This is a genomic window from Pseudomonas asturiensis, from assembly GCF_900143095.1.
Lineage (GTDB): Bacteria > Pseudomonadota > Gammaproteobacteria > Pseudomonadales > Pseudomonadaceae > Aquipseudomonas > Aquipseudomonas asturiensis.
Genome location: NZ_FRDA01000001.1, coordinates 138,390 through 157,902 on the forward strand (window position 1 = coordinate 138,390; position 19,513 = coordinate 157,902).

Sequence of the window (19,513 nt, forward strand, 5' to 3'; positions counted from 1 at the left end):
CGGTCAGGGGCATGCGATGAGTCATAACAATAATTTCAGGATCAGACGCTTCACCTGCTTGACGCTCGGCTTGATGAGCCTTTGGAACACGGGGCAGGCCACTGAAAACGGGGCGCCTACCACCTCCTTTGGCGTCTACGACTTCGGCGCAGGCATCTCGCCTCCGTCTACCCCCGTGGGCACGCTGGGCATGCGGGTCGCGTTTTACTCAACCAATGTGCAGAGAGACCGTCAGGGCCATTCGCTGGACAACCGTTTTTCCCTGGACGTCTTGTCCATTGGCGTTGGGTACTTTCGCATGACCGATTACCGGATGCTGGGCGCGCGTTTTGGCTACGGCGTGGCGGTGCCATTCTTTCAGATGGATGCCTCGTTTCGGGTTCAGACCCCTTCCGGCCCGCTGGACCTGAAGGCGGATCCTTTCAGGATGGCCGATATCTCGGTGTCACCGCTGATTCTTCAGTGGGATCTTTCTCCCAATCTGTTCGTGAACGCGCGCCTGCAGGTTCAGGCACCTACCGGCGACTACGACAAGAATCGCCCGATCTCGCCAGGCGTGAACCACTGGACGGTTTCTCCCACGTTCAACGCGACCTATATCACTGACAGCGGTTTTGAAGTGTCCAGCAGCTTTCAGACTGACTTTAATACGCGCAACCCCGCGACCGACTACCGGAACGGCGTCGAGTACCGGCACGAATTTGCCGTGGGCCAGCATGCAGGCCCTTTTACGTTGGGGCTGGGCGGGTTCTATTACCGGCAGTTTTCCGATGACGATGCGCCTGGGCTGGAAACGGGCAACCGCGCCAGAGTGGTCGCAGCGGGTCCCGCGATCAGCTACTTCAAGCCCGGCATGCCTGCCGCCTGGTTTCACATTTACAAGGAGTTCGGTGCGCGTAACCGCGCCGAGGGCTATACCGCGGCATTACGTGTGGGCCAAAGCTTCTAGGATGATGTGCATGAATTTTTCAGCCTGAATCCCAACCATCAGGAACCTTCGCATGAAAGACATTCAGACGTTGTTGAACGACGAGGACGGTACCGGTCTGGCCGAGTGGGTCAAGCGTGGAGAGGTTCAACCGATCGATTTGCTGGAGGGAGTGATCCGGCGCATCGAGCAGGTCGAGCCGCAGCTCAACGCGCTGGCCGAGCGGTTGTATGACGCGGCGCGCGCTGCAGCTCGGGATTTGGAGACGGTCGACGGTGTTTTCGCAGGGGTGCCGACGCTCATCAAGGACCTGTTTTCGCCGGTCGCCGGTGCCGTCATGAGCAATGGCTCGCTGTCGATGGGCGAGTTCCGCGCGACCTTTGATTGTGAAGGGGTCAGTCGCTTGAGGCGCGCCGGCTGCGTGCTTGCCGGGACCACCACTGCACCGGAGTTCGGCACGTCCTATTCCACCGAGTCCACGCGCTTCGGCGCGACCCGCAACCCGTGGAACCTCGAGTACAGCGCCGGGGGCTCCAGTGGTGGCGCTGCGGCACTCGTCGCAGCGCGGGTGGTGCCCTTTGCCCACGGCAACGACGGCGGCGGTTCATTAAGGGTGCCTGCATCGTGCTGCGGCGTGTTCGGTTTCAAGCCCAGTCGGGGCCTGATGCCTTCTGGTCCGATGGTGGGCGAGGGCTGGGCGGGCATGAGCACCGCACACGCGATCACCCTGTCGGTACGCGACAGCGCCGCCTTGCTGGATGCCACGGCGGGCATGGATCTGGGCGCGCCGTACGCGGCGCCTGTTCAGGCCACCTCATATGCCAGCGCCGTGCAGCGTGACCCCAAACCCCTGCGCATTGCGTTGGTCGAGCAGTCAGGGACCTGGCCCACCTCGGTCGAGAGTCTTGCCGCCGTGCGCGAGGCGGCGCAGTTGTGCGACTCCCTCGGGCATCGGGTCGAACCGGTCAGTCTGCCCGTGGTGTTGCCCGAGTTTCTGGACCATGTGTTCACCATCATCGGCGCCAACACACGCAACCATGTCGACCTGCTGGGGCGTATGAGAGGCTTTGATGTTCGGGATGCTGAACTGGAAGCGCGCACACGCATTATTCTGCGTGACAAAGGCAACGTCAGCGGCGCGCAGTACACCGCCGCCGTCGAATGGATTCACGCCCTGGGTCGGCAACTGGCGGTCTTCATGCAGGACTACGATGTGATTCTGTCGCCGGTTCTGACACGTGAGCCGGTGCGCATTGGCGAGCTTGTCGTCGCGGATGTCAGCACCCGCCTGGATGAAGTGATCGAGCGCTCTCACCGCTACTCGCCTTTTGCGGCGTTGTTCAATGCCAGCGGGCAGCCGGCCATGTCGGTGCCGCTGTCGTGGGGCGCAACAGGTCTGCCCTTGGGCGCGCACTTTGCCGGACGGTTTGGCGAAGAAAGCCTGCTGCTGGCGCTCGCCGCGCAACTGGAGCGGGCACAGCCCTGGCGCGGACGCGTGCCGCTGGTCAACGCCCGTTGCCTATGACAGCGGGATGCCGAACTCATGAGTGCGGCCGCCACTTGAGCCGGTGACTTCAACAGGCGGCCGTGTCAATGAGCAAGCATGTTGTGATGAATGCTGAACATGATCCACAGCGTCAGTCCGACCAGCAGCACGATGATGACGGTTGAGAATATCAACGCCCGCAGGTTCCAGCGTTGCTCGACCGCGGTGTCCAGATGCAGGAAGAATTTCAGGTGGACGACGACCTGAATCATGCCGGTCAGCACCACCAGCCAGAGCGTGGTCATACGTGGCAGCGCCGGGTACATCGCCATCAGGAAAGGAATGAGCGTCAGCACCACCGAGAGGATGAAGCCGACCATGTAGGACCGGCTGCTGCCATGGCTGGTGCCGGCAGTGCTGCGCACAGGGCTTTGCGAATACATATCAGATGACCCCCAGAATGTAGACGACGGTGAATACGCAGATCCAGACCACGTCCAGAAAATGCCAGAACAGGCTCAGGCAACTGAGCCGCGTCGCGTGTACGGTGGTCAGCCCGCGCGCGTTGACCTGCCACATCAGCACGGCCATCCACACCAGTCCCGTCAGCACGTGCGCACCGTGGGTGCCGACCAGGGTGAAGAACGCGGTGAGGAACGCGCTACGGTCCGGTCCGTGGCCATTCTGGATCAGGTGATGAAATTCATTGATCTCCATGGCAATGAAGGCGCTGCCCAGCAGGAATGTCACCCCTAGCCAGCGCAGCACGCTGGCGCGGTCGTCACGGTTCATGGCGAGCATGGCGTAGCCATAGGTAATACTGCTGAACAGCAGCAGCATGGTTTCGGTGAGTACGTAAGGCAGCTCGAAAATATCGACCGCAGAAGGCCCGCCCGCGACGCTGTCGCGCAACACTGCATACGCTGCGAACAGGGTCGCGAACAGGATGCAGTCGGTCATCAGGTAGATCCAGAAGCCGAAGACCGACATCGATCCCGAGTCTTCGTGGCCTTGTTCTTCGGTGTGGGCGATGCCCTTGTCGATCACGATATTAGACATGCTCAGGCCTCTGCCAATGCTTTGAGGCGCGCCTGTTCGATCTCAGCCACCTCGCGTGCTGGAATGAAGTAGTCGATGTCATCGTTGTTACTGCGCATCACCATCGTGGTCACTGACGCGACCAGGCCCAATGCCGCCAGCCACCAGATGTGCCAGACCAGCGCGAAGCTTGCGATCAGTGCAAACAGGCTGATGATCAGCCCGGCAGGCGTATTGCGAGGCATATGAATGGCGCGGTAGTCGGTGTGGAGGAGCGTACTGACCCCGCGCTCTTTCATGCCTCAATAGGCATCCAGGTCATCGACCCTGGGCTGCTCGGCGAAGTTGTAGACCGGCGGCGGGGAGGCGGTCGCCCACTCCAGCGTCCTGGCGTCCCAGGGATCGCCCGTGGTATCGCGGGTGTTGTGGCGATTGCGAATGCTGACGAACAACTGCAGCAATTGAGCGGCCACGCCGCAGAGAACGATCGCCACGCCGATCAGTTCCAGCATCAGCCACGGCCGCCACTCAGGGTTGTCGAAATGGTTGAGGCGTCGGGTCATGCCCATGAAGCCCAGAATGTAGGACGGCATGAACGCGAAATAGAAGCCGACCAGCCAGCACCAGAAGGAAATGCGCCCAAGCCTGTCATTGAGAATGAAGCCGAACGCCTTGGGAAACCAGTACGTCAACCCGGCCATATAGCCGAATACCGCGCCGCCGATGATTACGTTATGGAAGTGCGCGACCAGAAACAGGCTGTTGTGCAGCAGAAAGTCAGCGCCCGGCACGGACAGCAGCACGCCGGTCATGCCGCCAATACTGAAGGTCACGATGAAACCGATGGTCCAGAGCATCGGCGTCTCGAAGCGCACCCGACCGTGGTACATGGTAAACAGCCAGGTAAAGATTTTTACCCCCGTCGGCACGGCGATGATCATCGTCATGATGCCGAAGAACGCGTTGACGTTGGCGCCTGCACCCATGGTGAAAAAGTGGTGCAGCCAGACGATGAAGGACAGCACAGTGATCACGATGGTGGCCCATACCAGCGACTTGTAGCCGAACAGGCGCTTGCTGCTGAAGGTGGCCGCGATCTCGGAGAAGATACCGAAGGCTGGCAGGATCAGGATGTAAACCTCTGGATGGCCCCACGCCCAGATCAGGTTCACGTACATCATCGGGTTGCCGCCCGCTTCGCTGGTGAAAAAATGCATGCCCAGATAACGGTCCATCGTGAGCATGAACAGCGTGGCAGTCAGGATCGGAAAGGCGGCAAGAATCAGGATCGACGTACACAACGCGGTCCAGGTGAACACCGGCATCTTGAACAATGTCATGCCCGTGGTGCGCATTTTCAGAATCGTCACGAAGAAATTGAGCCCGGTCAGCAGCGTCCCGATACCTGACACCTGCAATGACCAGATGTAATAGTCCACGCCCACGCCGGGGCTGTAGCCCAGCTCTGAAAGCGGGGGATAGGCCACCCATCCGGTCCGGGCGAATTCGCCCACGCCCAGCGAGAGGTTCACCAGCGCGACACCCACTACGAACAGCCAGAAGCTCAACGCGTTGAGAAACGGATACGCGACATCGCGCGCACCGATCTGCAACGGCACCACGATGTTGATCAGGCCGACCATGAACGGCATCGCCATGAAGAAAATCATGATCACGCCGTGTGCGGTGAAGATCTGATCGTAGTGATCGGGCGGCAGATAGCCAGGCCCACCTTCGGCGGCCATCGCTTGCTGGGTGCGCATCAGGATGGCGTCGGAAAAGCCGCGCAGCAGCATGACCAGCGCCACGATGATGTACATGCAGCCGATCTTCTTGTGATCCACCGTCGTGAACCATTCGCGCCACAGGTAACCCCACGCGCCTTTCCAGGTAATGGCCGCGAGGAGCGCCATGGCGAGCACGCCGACCCCGCCCAGGGTGTACATGATGATGGGGTCGTGAAGCGGGATGGCATCCCAGGACAGTTTTCCGAACATCTCAGCGCTCCTTCCGGGTCAAATTCCGGTCATCAGCCTCTTCACCCGCCACGGGCTCCGGCATCGTCTTTCTGGCCTTGTTCATGCCCTCGTATTTGTCGACGATGGTCTTGAAAAACTGCTGATCAACTCTCGAGTAATAAGTGACGTCATAGCCGTGGGTCGGGATCGCCAGGGTCTTGTAGGCACCGAGATCAAGGGGGCGAGAAGCCGCTCTGACCCTGGCGACCCAGGCGTCGAATTCGGCGGGTGAGGTCGCCAGCGTGCTGAAGTGCATGTCGGAAAAACCGGGGCCACTGTAGTTGGCGGAGAAACCCCGGTACTGACCCGCCTCGTTGGCGATCATATGCAACCTGGTTTGCATCCCCGCCATCGCGTAAATCTGGCCACCGAGTGCGGGAATGAAGAACGAGTTCATGGCCGCGTCGGAGGTGACCGTGAAACTGACCGGCGTGTGCACGGGCATGGCCAGCTCGTTCACGGTGGCGATACCCAGGTCCGGGTAGATGAACAGCCACTTCCAGTCCATGGCGATGACCTGGACATTGAGGGGCGGGTTGGCCGACTCGATCGGTCGATAGGGATCGAGCGTGTGCGTCGTGACCCACGTGACCCAGCCCAGGATCATAATGATGATCAGCGGTACGCCCCACACCACCGCTTCGATCTTGTGAGAGCTGTCCCAGCGCGGGGAGTACCTGGCGTTCTTGTTCGTCGATCGATATCGCCAGGCAAACAGGAACGTCATGACGATGACGGGAATCACCACGATGAGCATCAATGCAGTGGCAAGAATGATCAGGTTGCGCTGCTCAAGTGCGATCTGGCCCTTGGGATTGAACAGCACCCAATTGCATCCTGATATCGGGGCGATCACCAGCGCCATCAGACAAGACTTGATCCTTCGCATTGACGCTGTACCTCGCGTTCCGGATAAACCAACTGCAGTTAAGTTGCCATGATTCAGGAGGCTGACTGGCGGTCACGCTGCTACGGAGTTGATCGGTCTGTCTCATGTCATGCGCTCAGCTAACGATCAACGGTTAACGGTGTTTCGTTCCTGTGGCTCGCCATTGATAGCCGAGTGAGTGTCAGGTACGTGAGCGTGCGGGCCTTGTGAAGGGTGGATACCTGAACGGTCCACTGGCCAGTCTATTCATCAGGCACTCATAACTATTGCGTCCGACTACAGCCTTTAATATTCGAAAGGCTGTTGAAGCTCGTTATTCGATGTCAGCGGCATCAGGAACACCCATGTCGTGCGCACACTATAAAGACTTGCACTATTTCCGAGGCTAACTTCGTCGGGGGCTGTTAATCGGCTTGAATGAACACAGTGTGGCTTGCTTTCAGAAAAATGCCCGGCAAACGACGAGTGGTACAGCTCGCTAGTTGATAAAGTGCCTCTTGTCGGCGGGCCTGGAGAGTGTCCGCGGATTCAATATGCTGATAGGGATGCGTGTCCCTTGTTATTACGTTATCGGAGGGCAATATGTTCAATAAACGATCCACGTCTGCTGCGCAACCTGAACACCCGGTCATCGACAAACAGTATGAACGCCATCTTGAAAACGGCTGCAAGGCCAATGTCTGCGCTCATCAGTTGCCCGACGGTGATATCGAACTGGTGGTGTGTGTGTTTGGTCCACACGGACATACAGTCGCCAGGCGGACGACGAAATTGCCGGGCGCTGAATGGACTGTCCCGGATGCCATGAAGCGCGGCCGGGATCAGGCCGAGCGGATTGCCGGAGGGGAGTCGGGCCGTCTGCCCTGCGCTGATCGCGCCGATCGGGAAGAGGACGACGATGACTGACCGGTATCCGTCAGGTACAGGGTGGGCGCCAGTCCAGTAATAGCATCAAGTACGTTCAATGTCAGGCCCCCCCCCCCTGTAAGTGCATAAGTCTTTATTCCGGTTCTGCCCGGATACGTATGTCATTCCCCTCAGGAATAACAAGGCCAGTACCCCGAAGTGTCTGTTTCGCCTTATGGGCGGGTCGGATTTTACGGTATCAACTAATGGTTCTTGAAGTGTGTGCTCGTCGAGCGTGGCCCGTTGTTTCAATAAGCGTCATGTGTACATCGTTTGTACGACGTGGGGGTCGCCTGTTGCGTGGCGGCAGTTGTAAAGCAGGTGTACAGATAAGAGCGTAAATAGACAGTGTTGCACTGTTTTATCAGGTCGCAGTGTACCGAGGGGCGATAGGCACTCAGCCAGGTTGCAACATTGGGTTTGTTCGGCGTCGCCCGCTACTGTCGATGAGTACCTGCTGATACAGGCAGGGCAACGGGGTGCAAAAAAATAATCAGCACGCCCGTGATCCGACCTGCGCAACTGCGCGTATGCAGAGGTTGGTTTTTTTCAGGTACTGATCTTCTCACGTTCGGGAGGCACATGGATCCGCGTCTGGCAGGCCTTTCTTTCCTGCTTACCCTTACCTGGGCCGCAACCGTAGGCGTAGTCATGTGGTTTTTTTCCTGATTCGACGCTGCAGCAATCTTCGGATTATCGGTAGTGGCGAACTAATGGCACCTCGGGCAGTCTGTATCAAGTGTTCAGGGCTTGATACCTGGCAGGCCTTTGAAAACTGCGCGGCGGCCCTATCGGGCAAATTGATAAATACGATTACCGGATTGGCCCTGCAGGCAGCAAGGTCTTACGCATCGGGGAACGTTTTGCAGGGTTGAGAAACGCCGATGTGTCATCACTATTTCCATTGCTGTTTTACCTTCAGAGCACCACTCCATGCCGACCACCATTGAAAGCACCCCTAAGGAAATAACCGAGGTGCAGCTGGACCTGCGCTCGCTGATGACGGCCATTGATCGGTCGCAGGCGATGATTGAGTTCGATCTCGAAGGCAATATTCTGCACGCCAATACCAATTTTCTGGACTGTGTCGGATATCGTCTCGATGAGATTCAAGGGCGGCACCATCGCATTTTCTGCACCCCCGACCACGCTTCCAGCCTCGAATATGCAACGTTCTGGAAAAAGCTGGGCGAGGGCGCTTTCGACGAAGGCCAGTACAAGCGGCTGGGCAAGGGCGGCAAGGAAATCTGGCTGCAGGCCACCTACAATCCGGTGCTCGACGAGCAAGGCAATCCGTTCAAGGTCGTGAAGTTCGCGACCGACATCACTCACCAGCGCAAGACCAATGCCGAATACGAAGGCAAGGTCTCCGCCATCGAACGCTCTCAGGCGGTGATCGAATTCGATCTGAACGGCCGGGTGCTCACCGCCAACGAAAACTTCCTGTCGATTCTGGGCTATCGCCTGGATGAAGTGCAGGGCCAGCACCACAGAATGTTTTGTGATGAAGAGTACCTCAGTAGCCCGGCTTACCGTGCGTTCTGGGCCAAGCTGGAGCGTGGTGAATACGACTCCGGTGAGTACAAGCGTGTCGGCAAAAACGGCCGCGAGTTGTGGATCAGCGCCACTTACAACCCTATCCTTGACCCGGATGGCCGTCCTTACAAGGTCGTCAAATTCGCCAACGACGTGACGGAGAGTCGCGCACGTCAGGCCGAACAGGCCGGCAAGGTGACCGCTATCGAGCGTTCTCAGGCCGTGATCGAATTCGATCTGACCGGCAAGGTGCTGACCGCCAACCGCAATTTCTTGAACGTGTTTGGTTATGACCTCGAGGAGATCGTCGGCGAGCATCACCGCATGTTTTGCTCCGAGGAATTCATCGCCAGCCATGCTTACCGCGATTTATGGGACAAGCTGGGTCGTGGTGAGTACGACGCCAGTGAATACAAGCGCAAGCGTAAGGACGGCAAGGAAATCTGGATTCAGGCCACCTACAACCCGATCTTTGATGCCCAGGGCAAGGCATACAAAATCGTCAAGTTCGCCCTGGACGTGACCGACGCCAAAGAAAGCAGTGTCGAGGATAAGGGTAAGGTCACGGCAATCGACCGTGCCCAGGCGGTGATCGAGTTCGACATGGCCGGCAATATCCTCACCGCCAACCCCAACTTCCTGAAAGCAATGGGTTATGGCATGCAGGAACTCAAGGGCCAGCATCACCGGATTTTCTGTGAAGAAGAATACGTGCGCAGCACGACCTATCGCGAGTTCTGGCACGGTCTGGGGCAGGGCGAATTCTTCTCCGGGCGTTTCATGCGCCTGAGCAAATATGGCCAGCGCATCTGGATTCAGGCCACTTACAACCCGATCTTCGACCACGAAGGCAAGCCTTTCAAGGTCGTCAAGTTTGCTACCGACATCACCCGGCAGGTCGAAATCGAGCAGGCCATCGAGGCCAAGACCGTGGCGATGGGCGAGTCGGTCAAGTCGCTGATGAACGCCATCGCCTACGTGGCGCAAAGCACCGATACGGCGACCGGGCTGGCCAGACTCACGCGTGATCAGGCCAGCCGTGGTTCGCAAACGCTGGGCAAGGCGTCCGAAGCCATGGGCATGATCGCCAAGTCCGCCGAGGGCATTCAGGACATCGTTCAGGTCATCAGCGAAATCGCCAGCCAGACCAACATGCTGGCGTTCAACGCGGCCATCGAAGCGGCACGTGCAGGCGAGCATGGTCTGGGCTTCTCGGTTGTGGCCGACGAAGTGCGCAAGCTGGCCGAAAAGTCGTCGCGGGCCACCAAGGAAATCAACAAGCTGATTCTGGAAACGGTCAGCCGGATCGAGTCGGGCAACGAGATTTCCCGCAGCGCTGGCGAAGCGTTCGAGCACATCGTCGAAGGCGTCATGCAGACCACCCAGGCGATTGACGGGATCAACACCGCCACTGAGAAACAGCGTGAGTCTGCCCAGGAAGTCGAGGCATTGATCGTCGAATTGCACAAAGCCAATGCCAACGGCAGCACCGAGACGCTGGACAGGATGTCTCTCGGACAACCTGCATGAGCGGCATGAACGCCTATGGCGTGGTGCAGATCAACGGCACCTATCTTGCTGTCGTCGCGGACGCGCTGATGGAGGCCGTGCATTGGCCGACGGATCTGCAACCGCATCCGCTCACGCAGGGTGCGTTGCTGGGCGTGTTCACGTTGCGTGGCAAACCCGTACCGTTGGTGGATCTGCGCGGTCAGCTTGCCAACGGGGCTGACCATTCGGCACCCACGGCGCTGGTTGCCATCCTCAAGTTCGGCGGCGGGTTTCTGGGGCTTGCGATCGATGCGGTGTGCGACATCCTTAAGGCAAGTGACTCGCAGTTCTGCTCGATAGGGCCTGGAGGCACCCGCACCGGATTGCTGCCGGAGTTGCTGTTGGGGGGCGAAGAGTCACGCATGATCTACAAGCTGGATCTGCAGGTGCTGGCCGATCTGCCAGGTGTCATGTTCGCGGCTGATCAGCACGCGCAATTGCTCGAAGAGCAAGCGCAGGCGGCCAAGCGGCGCCTGCTGCATTACCTGGTGTTCGAATGTGACGGTCGCCACTTCTGCATTGATGCCAGCGTTGTCACCGAACTGGTGGACGGACCTGAGATCAGTGCATCGGATTTTGGCAGTGACTGCTGCTTTGGCGTGACCTCGGTGCGCGGCACGAAGGTTCCGGCGCTCAACCTCTCTGAAGTGCTGGGGCTGGACCATACGCGGCAAACGCTCAAGCCCCAACTGTTGCTCCTGACCACGCCGGACGGCCGGGTATGCGGGTTCGGTTACGACCGGATGGTTGCGATCCACCGGCAGGACCCGGACAGTCTGTTGGCAGTGCCTGGCTATGGGTTACCCCATCCGCAGTTGTTTGCTGGCGTGATGAACTTGCAGGAGGGTGAGCAAGCCTTGCTGCTCAATCACCCGGCGTTACTGCAACGGCCTGAGGTCAGCAGTTACACCAAGGTCTACCAGCACGACGTGCAGCCGGCGCAAGCTTCGCATGATGTGACCAAAGCCATGCTGCGGCATGCCTGTCTGCTGTTCGATGCCCCAACCCGTTTCGTAGCGCCGTTAAGCCAGATTGTCGAAATCCTTGCCATGCCGAGGCAACTGATCGGCCTGGCTCAGCCGTCTACGCATCTGCTGGGGCAGTTCAACCTGCGCGGTGAGCAGGTGCCGTTGATCTGCCTGAGCAGCCTGCTTGGGGAGACGTCTGCGGAGCCGACTGAAGCCTCCCGCGTGTTGATTGTGCGCGGCGAGCGTCTCTGCTTTGGTTTTACGGTGAGTCGTGTCGACGCTATCGATGCGTTCAATCAGTTTGATCCGGCAATGCTGGATCAGGGCTGGCAGAACACGCTGGGCAGGGATATTTCGGTCAACGACCGGGCGCGCTCACTGGTCAGTGTCGGCAGTTCTGAGCGCAGCTTGCGTCTGACGCTGCTGGATCTGCAGGGCGTCGCCAGGCAGTTGGAGCGCAGCGTCGATCAGCGTGCAGTGGCCTGATGTGTGGTGAATCAATCTGAACCGAATGCGGCACACGTGGCCTTACATGAACAGCCACGAGTGGAGCATCTGACGATGACCGAGAAGAAAGACGAAAAGAAACCGGAACCTCGCGACGACGTGCCTGCGCACTCGACGCCTGAGGAAAAGGAGCGCCTCAAGGATTTCAACAAGGATGGCATTCCGCCCGGCGCCTGCTGAAACCGGTCTTCACCCAAACGCCCGGCCTGTCATCAAAGGTCGGGCGTTTGGCATTAACAGGTGTGTGACGATCATTTTCCGGCGGCGAAATCGTGCAGGACACTGCCTTCCATTCGATAGCGCACCCACTCGTCCTGGGGCGCTGCGCCGATGGCTTCATAGAACTTGATGGCCGGTTCGTTCCAGTCCAGCACGCTCCACTCCAGACGACCACAGCCGTTGGCCACCGCTTCGCGCGCGATGTGGCGCAACAGTGCGCGCCCGGCACCGACGCTGCGGTGTTCTGGCGTGATGTAGAGGTCTTCCAGGTACACGCCGTTGCGCCCCAGCCAGGTGGAATAGCTATAGAAATACACCGCGTAACCGATGGGCTTATCGTCGTACAGGCACATCAATGCCTTGGCGGGCGCGTCGTCGGTAAACAGGGAACGCTGGATGTCCTCTGCGCTGGCCTTGACCTCATGCCCGGCACGCTCGTAGATCGCAAGTTCGGTGATAAAGGCCAGAATCTGATCGGCGTCGGCAGCAGTGGCGGGACGAATGTCGAGGGACACAAAGACTCTCCTTGGATGATGGACGCGGCATGATAGCCGTAGGGTCCTGCAATCCGGTAGTCAGGCGTCACGCAACAGGTCGTTGGCGTTGAGCAATTGCCAGGCGATATGCGGGTTTGCTTCCAGTGCCCGCCGAATGGCTGCTGGAATGGACTGGCGAGTCTTGCGGCATACCCCGACCTTTTGCTCGACGGCAATATGGATACCGCGCATGGTTCGAACCTCGTTGAAGCCTGGCATGACCTCTACGCGCACGCCCAGTTGTTCGGCGATCCTGTGCAGAACGTGCTCCAGATCGCTCAGGCTGGTGATGGCTTCGAGCCGTTCGAGCAGGCGCTTTTCCTGATCCCGAGTCAGCAGCAGAATCCGCCGGTCTGCATCGGGTGCGTCCAGTTGCTCCCGCTTACAATCGCAGACGCCAGGTGGGCAGGGGTTTCGTGTAGGAGGCGAGGCATTCATGGCGCTCAGCATAGCCACGGAGTATGGCGTCTGACCATAGGTGTTTCAGGTCATTTATCGTGGCGCTAACACGATTTTTTCTTCAGTGGATCACAGATGGCTGGACAGGAGGGCGGCTTGGTCCGGGCGGCAATCCTGCGATAAATGCTGCCGGCGATTTTTCTGATACATCGTGCGCGCCTTATCGCCGGCAAGCCGCCTCCCACAATCGCGTGTTTGCTTCGAGACAGCGCAGCCCGTCAGGGCGCTCGGCGTCCGTCCGGGATTCTGCGAAAGTTGCCAGCCCTGATGTTACGCGTGCAACGACCGATCAGATCAGTGCGGCCACTTCATCTCGCCCTTGATTACCTTGGCGCTCATCTCCAGCGAACCCGGCTCGGCCAGTTGCGGCCAGGCTTTTTGCATGGCATCAATCAGCGCAGCGGAGTCCTTGGCCTTGGTGGCGTTCTCGTCGAAGGACTTGAGGTAGTCGGCGGTGAACGTCACGGCTTTGGTGCCTTCGGGCACCTGACCCAGGTAATGGCCCGGGATCACCGTCGTCGGTTTCAGCGCCTGGATGCCCTCAAGTGTCGCCAGCCAGTCCTTGCGGGATTTCGGCGTCTGGGTGTCGGCGATCCAGACATGAATGCCACTGGACACCACGACACCACCGACAACGGTCTTGAGTGATGGAATCCACACGTAGCTGCGTTCAGGTGCCGCGCCGTCCAGACCTTTGATCTGCAGCGTCTGACCTTCAAGCGTCAGATGATCGCCCTTCAGGACTTCAGGCAGTACCAGTCTGGCAGGGGCATTGTCTTTGAGGATCGGCCCCCAGTACGCCAGCTTGCCCTGCATCGAGGCCTTGATGGCGTTGACGGTAGGCGCGCTGGCGACGATCTTCGCTTCAGGAAACGCGGCCTGAATCACGTCAAGGCCGAAGTAATAGTCCGGATCGCTGTGGCTGATGTAGACGGTGGTGAGCTTCTTGCCACTGGCCTTGATCTTCTGCACCAGTGCTTCAGCGTCATTGCGCTGGAACTGAGCGTCGATCAGCACGGCGTCGTGCTGGCCCGTGATCAATTCGGAAGAGACCGGGAAGATGGCTTTTTCAGCCGGGTTGTAGACATCGATCTTCAACGGGTCGGCGGCCTGTGCAGCCAGCGGAAAGAGGGTGGCGAAGGAGAGGGCCAGCAGGGAACTGCGCAACATGGGAATGACCTTTTCGAATAGCAGAACAGAAGTGCTTTTATCTTAAGTTGCTTGAACTGAAACAAAAGCCCCACTATTGGCAACTATCAGTTGCTTGAATCGGACGAATCATGGATCGCATCATGGCGGCACGGGTTTTCATGGCCATCAACGAGCGAGGCAGCCTGATCGCGGCGGCCGAATCGCTGGATATGTCTCGGGCGATGGTCACGCGTTACCTGGCGCAAATGGAAACCTGGGCGGGTGCACGATTGCTGCACCGAACCACCCGAAAGCTCGGCCTGACGGCGTCCGGTCAAGTGACGCTGGCACGCTGTCAGCAGCTGCTGGAGCTGGCCGATGCCATGCCGCTGGCAGCCGACACGCAAGTGGACGAGCCACGCGGCATGTTACGTATCGCCTGTTCCCAGTCACTGGCGCAGACGGTGTTGGCGCCTGCAGTGACGGCCTATTTGCAACGCTACCCCGGCACGTCGGTGGATCTGCTGATCGGCAATCAGGCCGTGGATCTGGTCAGCGAACGGATCGATCTGGCGATTCGGATCACCAATCAACTGGACCCCAATCTCATTGCCCGGCCGTTGGGAACGTGCGAGTCGATCATGTGCGCATCGCCCGCTTATCTGGCTGCGCATGGCACGCCAGCCCGGCCGCAGGAGTTGAGCAGTCACAACTGCCTGACCTATTCCTACTTCGGCAAAAGCCTCTGGGAGTTTGTCGTCGCGCGACAGCCGTTGAGTGTACCGGTGGGTGGCAACCTCAGTGCCAATGATTCAGTGGTCTTGCTGGAGGCCGCAGTGGCCGGGGCGGGCATTACCCTGCAACCGGCGTATTCAGCCGCGCCATTGCTGGCCAATGGAAAGCTTGTCGCCCTGATGCCCGATTACTCGCCTCGCTCATTGGGCATGCACGGGATCTACACCTCGCGTCATCATCAGTCAGCGACGCTGCGTACCATGCTGGATTTTCTGGCGCAGTGGTTTGGCGGGGAGGTTTTGTTGCGCGGGTAGACCAGCAAGGTCTTTTACTGTGAGGGATGTCTGTGTCCGGGCTGCGCTGGGGCAAAAACCGGGCAGAGGGAGGCGTTTGCTCGGCAGTTCACGCGGTCGTGGGAGCGAGCTTGCTCGCGAAAGCCATGTTTCACACGCAACGTCTCGACTGGATGTACCGGCCTCCACGCGGGCAGGCCGACCGTGACGCGGCGCATCACGGGAAGGCATAGAATGCGGACTCAGTGAGCCGAGTGCCTGGCTCAAGTCACCCTTGCGCCCTTACGGCGCCCTACTTTGAGGGACCAAAGTAGGCAAAGTCCCTGGCTCCGGTTCCGGCCCCGGCTTCGCCGGGGTTCCTTCGTCCTGACACTGATTCGGGAGTGTCTCCACTGACGCGTAGAAAAAACGTGTCAGTGCTGCTGCGTTATTTGGAAAGTCAGAAGACTCACTTGAGCACGTCTGACTGGATAACGATGAAACCCCGTGGGAGCGGACTTGTCCGCGAATGCAGCAGCCAAGCCACTGCATTTTCTTCGGATGTATATAAAAAACGCGTTCCCTCAGCAGGTCACGCGTTCGCCTTGGGTTCGCGTTCTTCCTGAAACTCCAGGCATCAAGTCTTGAACTTGCGCACCAGTGCATCCAGTTCGTTGGACAGTGACGCCAGGCTGCTGGAGTCTGCGCGGGCCGAGTCCGACAGGTCTGCGATCAGCTGCGCATCGCCATGGATCTGGCTGATGTGCCGGTTGATGTCTTCGGCCACCTGGTGCTGCTCTTCGGCGGCCGTCGCGATCTGGGTGTTCATGTCGCGGATCACGTCCACCGATTCGCGAATCTGCCCGAAGCTGCTGCGCGCCTGACCGATTTTGGTGACGGAATCCTGGGACACGTCCAGACTTGCGTTCATCTGTTGCGCCACAGATTTGGTGCGTTTGGCCAGGTTGCCCAGCAAGGTGTCGATCTCGGCGGTCGAGTCGGCCGTACGTTTGGCCAGTGCGCGGACTTCGTCAGCCACCACGGCAAAACCGCGACCCTGTTCACCGGCTCGCGCAGCTTCAATGGCGGCGTTGAGTGCAAGCAGGTTGGTCTGTTCGGCAATCGAGCGAATGGTGGCCAGAATCGACTGAATATCGACGCTGTCTTTCTCCAATTGTGTGACGTCCTTGGCCGAGCGGGCGATTTCCTCACTCAACTGATCCACGCTGCGGACCGCATCGTCGATCTGGCGCTGACCTTCACGGGCCTGCTGTTGACCGCTGTCGGCCGAGTCTGCGGCCTGGCTGCAGGAGCGGGCGACTTCGTTGGAGGTTGCAACCATCTCATGGAACGCCGTGGACACCATGTCCACTGCTTCGCGCTGACGACCTGCTGCTTCAGCCATGTCATTGGAGACACGGGTGGAGCTGTGAGACGCCTCGAGAATCTTGTGTGCAGCCTGGCCTATGTGCTGAATCAGGCTGCGAATCGCGGTCAGGAACTTGTTGAACCAGCCCGCCAGTTGCGCGGTTTCATCGTTTCCGCGCACAGTCAGGTCATGGGTCAGGTCGCCTTCGCCGCCCGCGATGCCCTCAAGACCGGTCGAGACGCTGTGAATCGGACGCACGATGACGCTGGCGAACCTCGCACCGACAATGGCGAACACCAGCGCCAGCACAGCGGCAATGACACCGATCAGCCAGGTCAGGCGTGTGGCAGAGGCCATCACTTCGTCCTGTTTGATCAGGCCGATGAAGTTCCAGCCCAGTTGCTCGGACGGATAGACGTTGGCCATATAGCGCTCGCCATTGAGCGTGACTTCGACCAGGCCGCTGCTGGTTTTGGCCAGATCGACAAACCCTTCGCCCTGTTCACCCAGCTTCTTGAAGTTGTGTTCCGGTTGCTTGGGATCGACCAGTACGTTGCCGTTCTTTTCCGTAAGGATCAGGTAGCCGCTTTCGCCCAGTTTGATCTGCTTGACGATGTTGGTCAGTTGTTTGAGCGACACATCGATGTTGACCACGCCGCCGGGGTTGCCGAGCTTGTTGGGAATCGCGCGGATGGTGCTGACCAGCACCGCATCGTCGGCGGCCCAGTAGTAGGCGTCGCTGCGCACGGTCTTGCCGACGTTGGCCATCGCCGTCTTGTACCAGGGACGAACACGCGGATCGTAGTTGCTCATCCTCGGGTCTTCCGGCGTCATGACGTAACTGCCGTTGATCAGGCCGTAGGACACATAGGAGTAAGCCGGGTGTGCCTTGGCGATGCTGGCGAACAGTTCGGTCGCCTGCCTGTCGTTTTCCGACTGAGGCGTTGCCGCTGCTCCCGTATAGTTTCTGAAATCATCGCTGGCGCCCGCGATCAGCGGATGCGCCGCAATGTAATTGACGTTTTGAGTGATGCCGTCGAAAAACAGCTGCATGGCGTTATCGACCTGACGAATCTCGCGTCCACTGCTGTTCACGAAGTCATTGGTCGCCTCATCGCGCAGGTTCACGACGACAACGGTCGCCACTACCAGGATGGGCAGGCACGCAATGACTGCGAATGCCCAGGTCAATTTCTGTTTGATGTTCATGTGAGCTCCGGAGTGTCCATTACTACCGCGTGTTGGGCGCTGCATTTAGGCATGCAGTCTGTCGAACCAAGTCATCACCTGGAGCGTTGTCTTATGGTCTACCACTAGCACGTCGGCATCGGAACGGGATTCTTTAGCGGTTATGACGCGATTGGGAATTTCTGTCGTTTCTGGGTCAGGGGCGATAACCCAGGTCATTGCTGATGCGTTCGCTGCAGGCCAGCAACAGGTCCTGAAAACGTTCTCGCGCGCCCTCCGGGTCCATAATCGCATCTGGACCTGACAGATTGATGGCAGCGGTTACGTTTCCGGCGTGGTCCTTGATCGACGTTGCGATGGCTGTTGAATAGTCCGAGCGGTGCAGCACCCAGCCGCGCTCGCGGTCCTGCTCGACCATTGCCTGAAGCTCAGGCAGTGTGCGAGGCGCCGGGGCAGGGTAGTCGTCCAGACGCAGATGCTGATAGAGCCTGCCCAGTGCGGCGGTGTCCAGCGCTGTCAGTAACATGCGACCCATCGCCGTGCAGTGGCAGGCGATACGGGTGCCGACGGGTACGTTCACCGACAGGCGTTGCGCGGCGAACGCACGATAGAGGTACAGGCTGTCGGTCTGCTCGCGAATGCTGAGGTGACAGGACAGTGAAGACTCGTCGCGGAGGCGGTTCAGATGCGGCATCGCCACGTCGACGATGTCGCGGCTGGCCAGGTAGCTGAAACCATCACTGATCACTCGCGCACCCAGCTCGTACTGGGTGCCGTTCTTGTTCAGATAACCCATGGTGGTCAGGGTGAACAGAATCCGGTAAACGGCTGAACTGCTGACCCCCAGACGCTCGGCGATTTCGTGAATGCCGAGCGAGCGGGTCCGGGCCGAAAACATGCCCAGCACACTCAACCCTCGAGCCAGGGCGGGCACGAGGTAGTCGGTGTCTTTTTCAGTCGTGTCAGTCATGGATAGCTTCACACTGGCTCATGTTCGTTTTCGTCCCCGCTGGATGAAACACAGAATGTATGGGAGGCGGCTTGCCGGCGATGTGTTTGTTCAGTTGACCGCTCGCTGACGGGGCGTACGCTTTCGCCGGCAAGCCGCCTCCCACGGGATATGCATTCAGCCAGCCACCCTTGTTTTGGGTCCGCTTTTCGCGCTCGTTGTGCAATGACGAATACAGCACGTCAGAACGATCTCAAATACTCACCCCGTCAAACTCCGCCATCGCATCCAGCAGCGCATCCTTGAAGTACGTCTGTGACGCCCGATCAAACAGGATCTGGAAACACGGCACCGATTGCGCGCCGAGGTTGATCACGATCACATTGATACGCGCCGCCGAGGTCTGAGCCACCGCGCCCGGCGGGAAGGCTTGCGCGCGAAGGTCGACGCCGCACAGTTTGGCCATGACCTCGCTGATGCACACGCCGCTCAGTTGCAGCCAGGCGTGGCTGTCCTGGCGTGGCAGCAGGTAGTTGGCAGCGTGGTCCAGTTCCCAGCGGGCTTCCTCGTCGGCGACTCGCTGGCCTTGATCCTGCGGGCTGCCCAGCAACAGGTACTCGGTCTGTGACAGGCGCGCAACATGGCTGCCGTCGGCCTGAGCCACGGCCCGATTGGGCGCGTCGGGCAGGGTGAAACCACGTGCGGTCAGGTAACCGGCGCTGTCTGTGCCGCGAAAACCGACACGGGGCAGGTCGATCATGTCCTCAAGCGTACACAAGGGCATCGGGTCGAGTCCGACAGCGCGTTCTGCAATAAGAAGGGTCATGG

15 protein-coding genes and 4 pseudogenes are annotated in these 19,513 nt (G+C 59.2%); 8 read left to right on the forward strand and 11 right to left on the reverse strand.

Annotated features, from left to right (window positions below):
* Positions 1–16 precede the first annotated feature (16 nt).
* Together BUB69_RS00790 and BUB69_RS00795 are read left to right on the forward strand one after the other, a co-directional pair.
* Entirely contained in the window at positions 17–949 is a 933-nt protein-coding gene (locus tag BUB69_RS00790; RefSeq protein ID WP_073161830.1) for a SphA family protein, read from the forward strand.
* Between the two features lie 52 nt (positions 950–1,001).
* Entirely contained in the window at positions 1,002–2,453 is a 1,452-nt protein-coding gene (locus tag BUB69_RS00795; RefSeq protein WP_073161831.1) for an amidase, read from the forward strand.
* Between the two features lie 65 nt (positions 2,454–2,518).
* On the opposite strand, the gene cyoD is transcribed toward BUB69_RS00795, so the two are convergent.
* From cyoD to cyoA, 4 genes and pseudogenes are all read right to left on the reverse strand, one after another.
* Complete coding sequence (cyoD, locus tag BUB69_RS00800) at positions 2,519–2,857, reverse strand: cytochrome o ubiquinol oxidase subunit IV (protein WP_073161832.1); 339 nt, start codon at positions 2,855–2,857, stop codon at positions 2,519–2,521.
* 1 nt (position 2,858) lies between these two features.
* Entirely contained in the window at positions 2,859–3,473 is a 615-nt protein-coding gene (gene cyoC, locus BUB69_RS00805) for a cytochrome o ubiquinol oxidase subunit III (RefSeq protein ID WP_073161833.1), read from the reverse strand.
* Positions 3,474–3,475: 2 nt separating this feature from the next.
* Positions 3,476–5,449 (reverse strand): annotated as a pseudogene (gene cyoB / locus BUB69_RS00810) (cytochrome o ubiquinol oxidase subunit I).
* Position 5,450: 1 nt separating this feature from the next.
* Positions 5,451–6,359, reverse strand: coding sequence for a ubiquinol oxidase subunit II (cyoA, locus tag BUB69_RS00815; protein ID WP_073161834.1), 909 nt, complete (start codon positions 6,357–6,359; stop codon positions 5,451–5,453).
* A 582-nt stretch (positions 6,360–6,941) separates the two neighbouring features.
* Here cyoA and BUB69_RS00820 point away from each other — a divergent pair.
* The 5 genes and pseudogenes from BUB69_RS00820 (at position 6,942) to BUB69_RS29265 (ending at position 12,007) form a co-directional block, all read left to right on the forward strand.
* Positions 6,942–7,265, forward strand: a complete 324-nt coding sequence (locus tag BUB69_RS00820) for a hypothetical protein (RefSeq protein ID WP_073161835.1) — start codon at positions 6,942–6,944, stop codon at positions 7,263–7,265.
* A 999-nt stretch (positions 7,266–8,264) separates the two neighbouring features.
* Positions 8,265–9,704, forward strand: a pseudogene (locus BUB69_RS00825) (PAS domain-containing protein); the annotation flags it as partial.
* A gap of 165 nt (positions 9,705–9,869) precedes the next feature.
* A pseudogene (locus BUB69_RS29415) lies at positions 9,870–10,331 on the forward strand (methyl-accepting chemotaxis protein); the annotation flags it as partial.
* Positions 10,328–11,806, forward strand: coding sequence for a chemotaxis protein CheW (locus BUB69_RS00830; RefSeq protein ID WP_073161837.1), 1,479 nt, complete (start codon positions 10,328–10,330; stop codon positions 11,804–11,806). The pseudogene BUB69_RS29415 and the gene BUB69_RS00830, both read left to right, overlap by 4 nt.
* Positions 11,807–11,881: 75 nt before the next feature.
* A complete protein-coding gene (locus tag BUB69_RS29265) occupies positions 11,882–12,007 on the forward strand; it encodes a hypothetical protein (RefSeq protein ID WP_073162229.1) in 126 nt (41 codons plus the stop codon).
* Positions 12,008–12,078: 71 nt separating this feature from the next.
* Here BUB69_RS29265 and BUB69_RS00840 read toward each other — a convergent pair whose 3' ends face one another.
* From BUB69_RS00840 to BUB69_RS00850, 3 genes are all read right to left on the reverse strand, one after another.
* Complete coding sequence (locus tag BUB69_RS00840) at positions 12,079–12,561, reverse strand: GNAT family N-acetyltransferase (RefSeq protein WP_073161838.1); 483 nt, start codon at positions 12,559–12,561, stop codon at positions 12,079–12,081.
* A 60-nt stretch (positions 12,562–12,621) separates the two neighbouring features.
* Positions 12,622–13,020, reverse strand: coding sequence for a hypothetical protein (locus BUB69_RS00845; protein ID WP_073162230.1), 399 nt, complete (start codon positions 13,018–13,020; stop codon positions 12,622–12,624).
* A 315-nt stretch (positions 13,021–13,335) separates the two neighbouring features.
* Positions 13,336–14,211 (reverse strand): MBL fold metallo-hydrolase, encoded by an 876-nt coding sequence (locus BUB69_RS00850; RefSeq protein WP_073161839.1) that lies wholly within the window; start codon positions 14,209–14,211, stop codon positions 13,336–13,338.
* Between the two features lie 110 nt (positions 14,212–14,321).
* On the opposite strand from BUB69_RS00850, the gene BUB69_RS00855 reads away from it, so the two are divergent.
* A complete protein-coding gene (locus tag BUB69_RS00855) occupies positions 14,322–15,221 on the forward strand; it encodes a LysR family transcriptional regulator (RefSeq protein ID WP_073161840.1) in 900 nt (299 codons plus the stop codon).
* A gap of 595 nt (positions 15,222–15,816) precedes the next feature.
* On the opposite strand, the gene BUB69_RS29420 is transcribed toward BUB69_RS00855, so the two are convergent.
* The 4 genes and pseudogenes from BUB69_RS29420 to BUB69_RS00870 all read right to left on the reverse strand — a co-directional run bounded on the left by BUB69_RS29420 (position 15,817) and on the right by BUB69_RS00870 (position 19,511).
* A complete protein-coding gene (locus BUB69_RS29420) occupies positions 15,817–16,584 on the reverse strand; it encodes a methyl-accepting chemotaxis protein (RefSeq protein ID WP_425439335.1) in 768 nt (255 codons plus the stop codon).
* A gap of 90 nt (positions 16,585–16,674) precedes the next feature.
* Positions 16,675–17,802: pseudogene (locus BUB69_RS29425) on the reverse strand (HAMP domain-containing protein); the annotation flags it as partial.
* A 130-nt stretch (positions 17,803–17,932) separates the two neighbouring features.
* Positions 17,933–18,706, reverse strand: coding sequence for an IclR family transcriptional regulator (locus BUB69_RS00865; protein WP_073161842.1), 774 nt, complete (start codon positions 18,704–18,706; stop codon positions 17,933–17,935).
* 232 nt (positions 18,707–18,938) lie between these two features.
* A complete protein-coding gene (locus BUB69_RS00870; RefSeq protein ID WP_073161843.1) occupies positions 18,939–19,511 on the reverse strand; it encodes a sarcosine oxidase subunit gamma in 573 nt (190 codons plus the stop codon).
* Between the last annotated feature and the right edge of the window lie 2 nt (positions 19,512–19,513).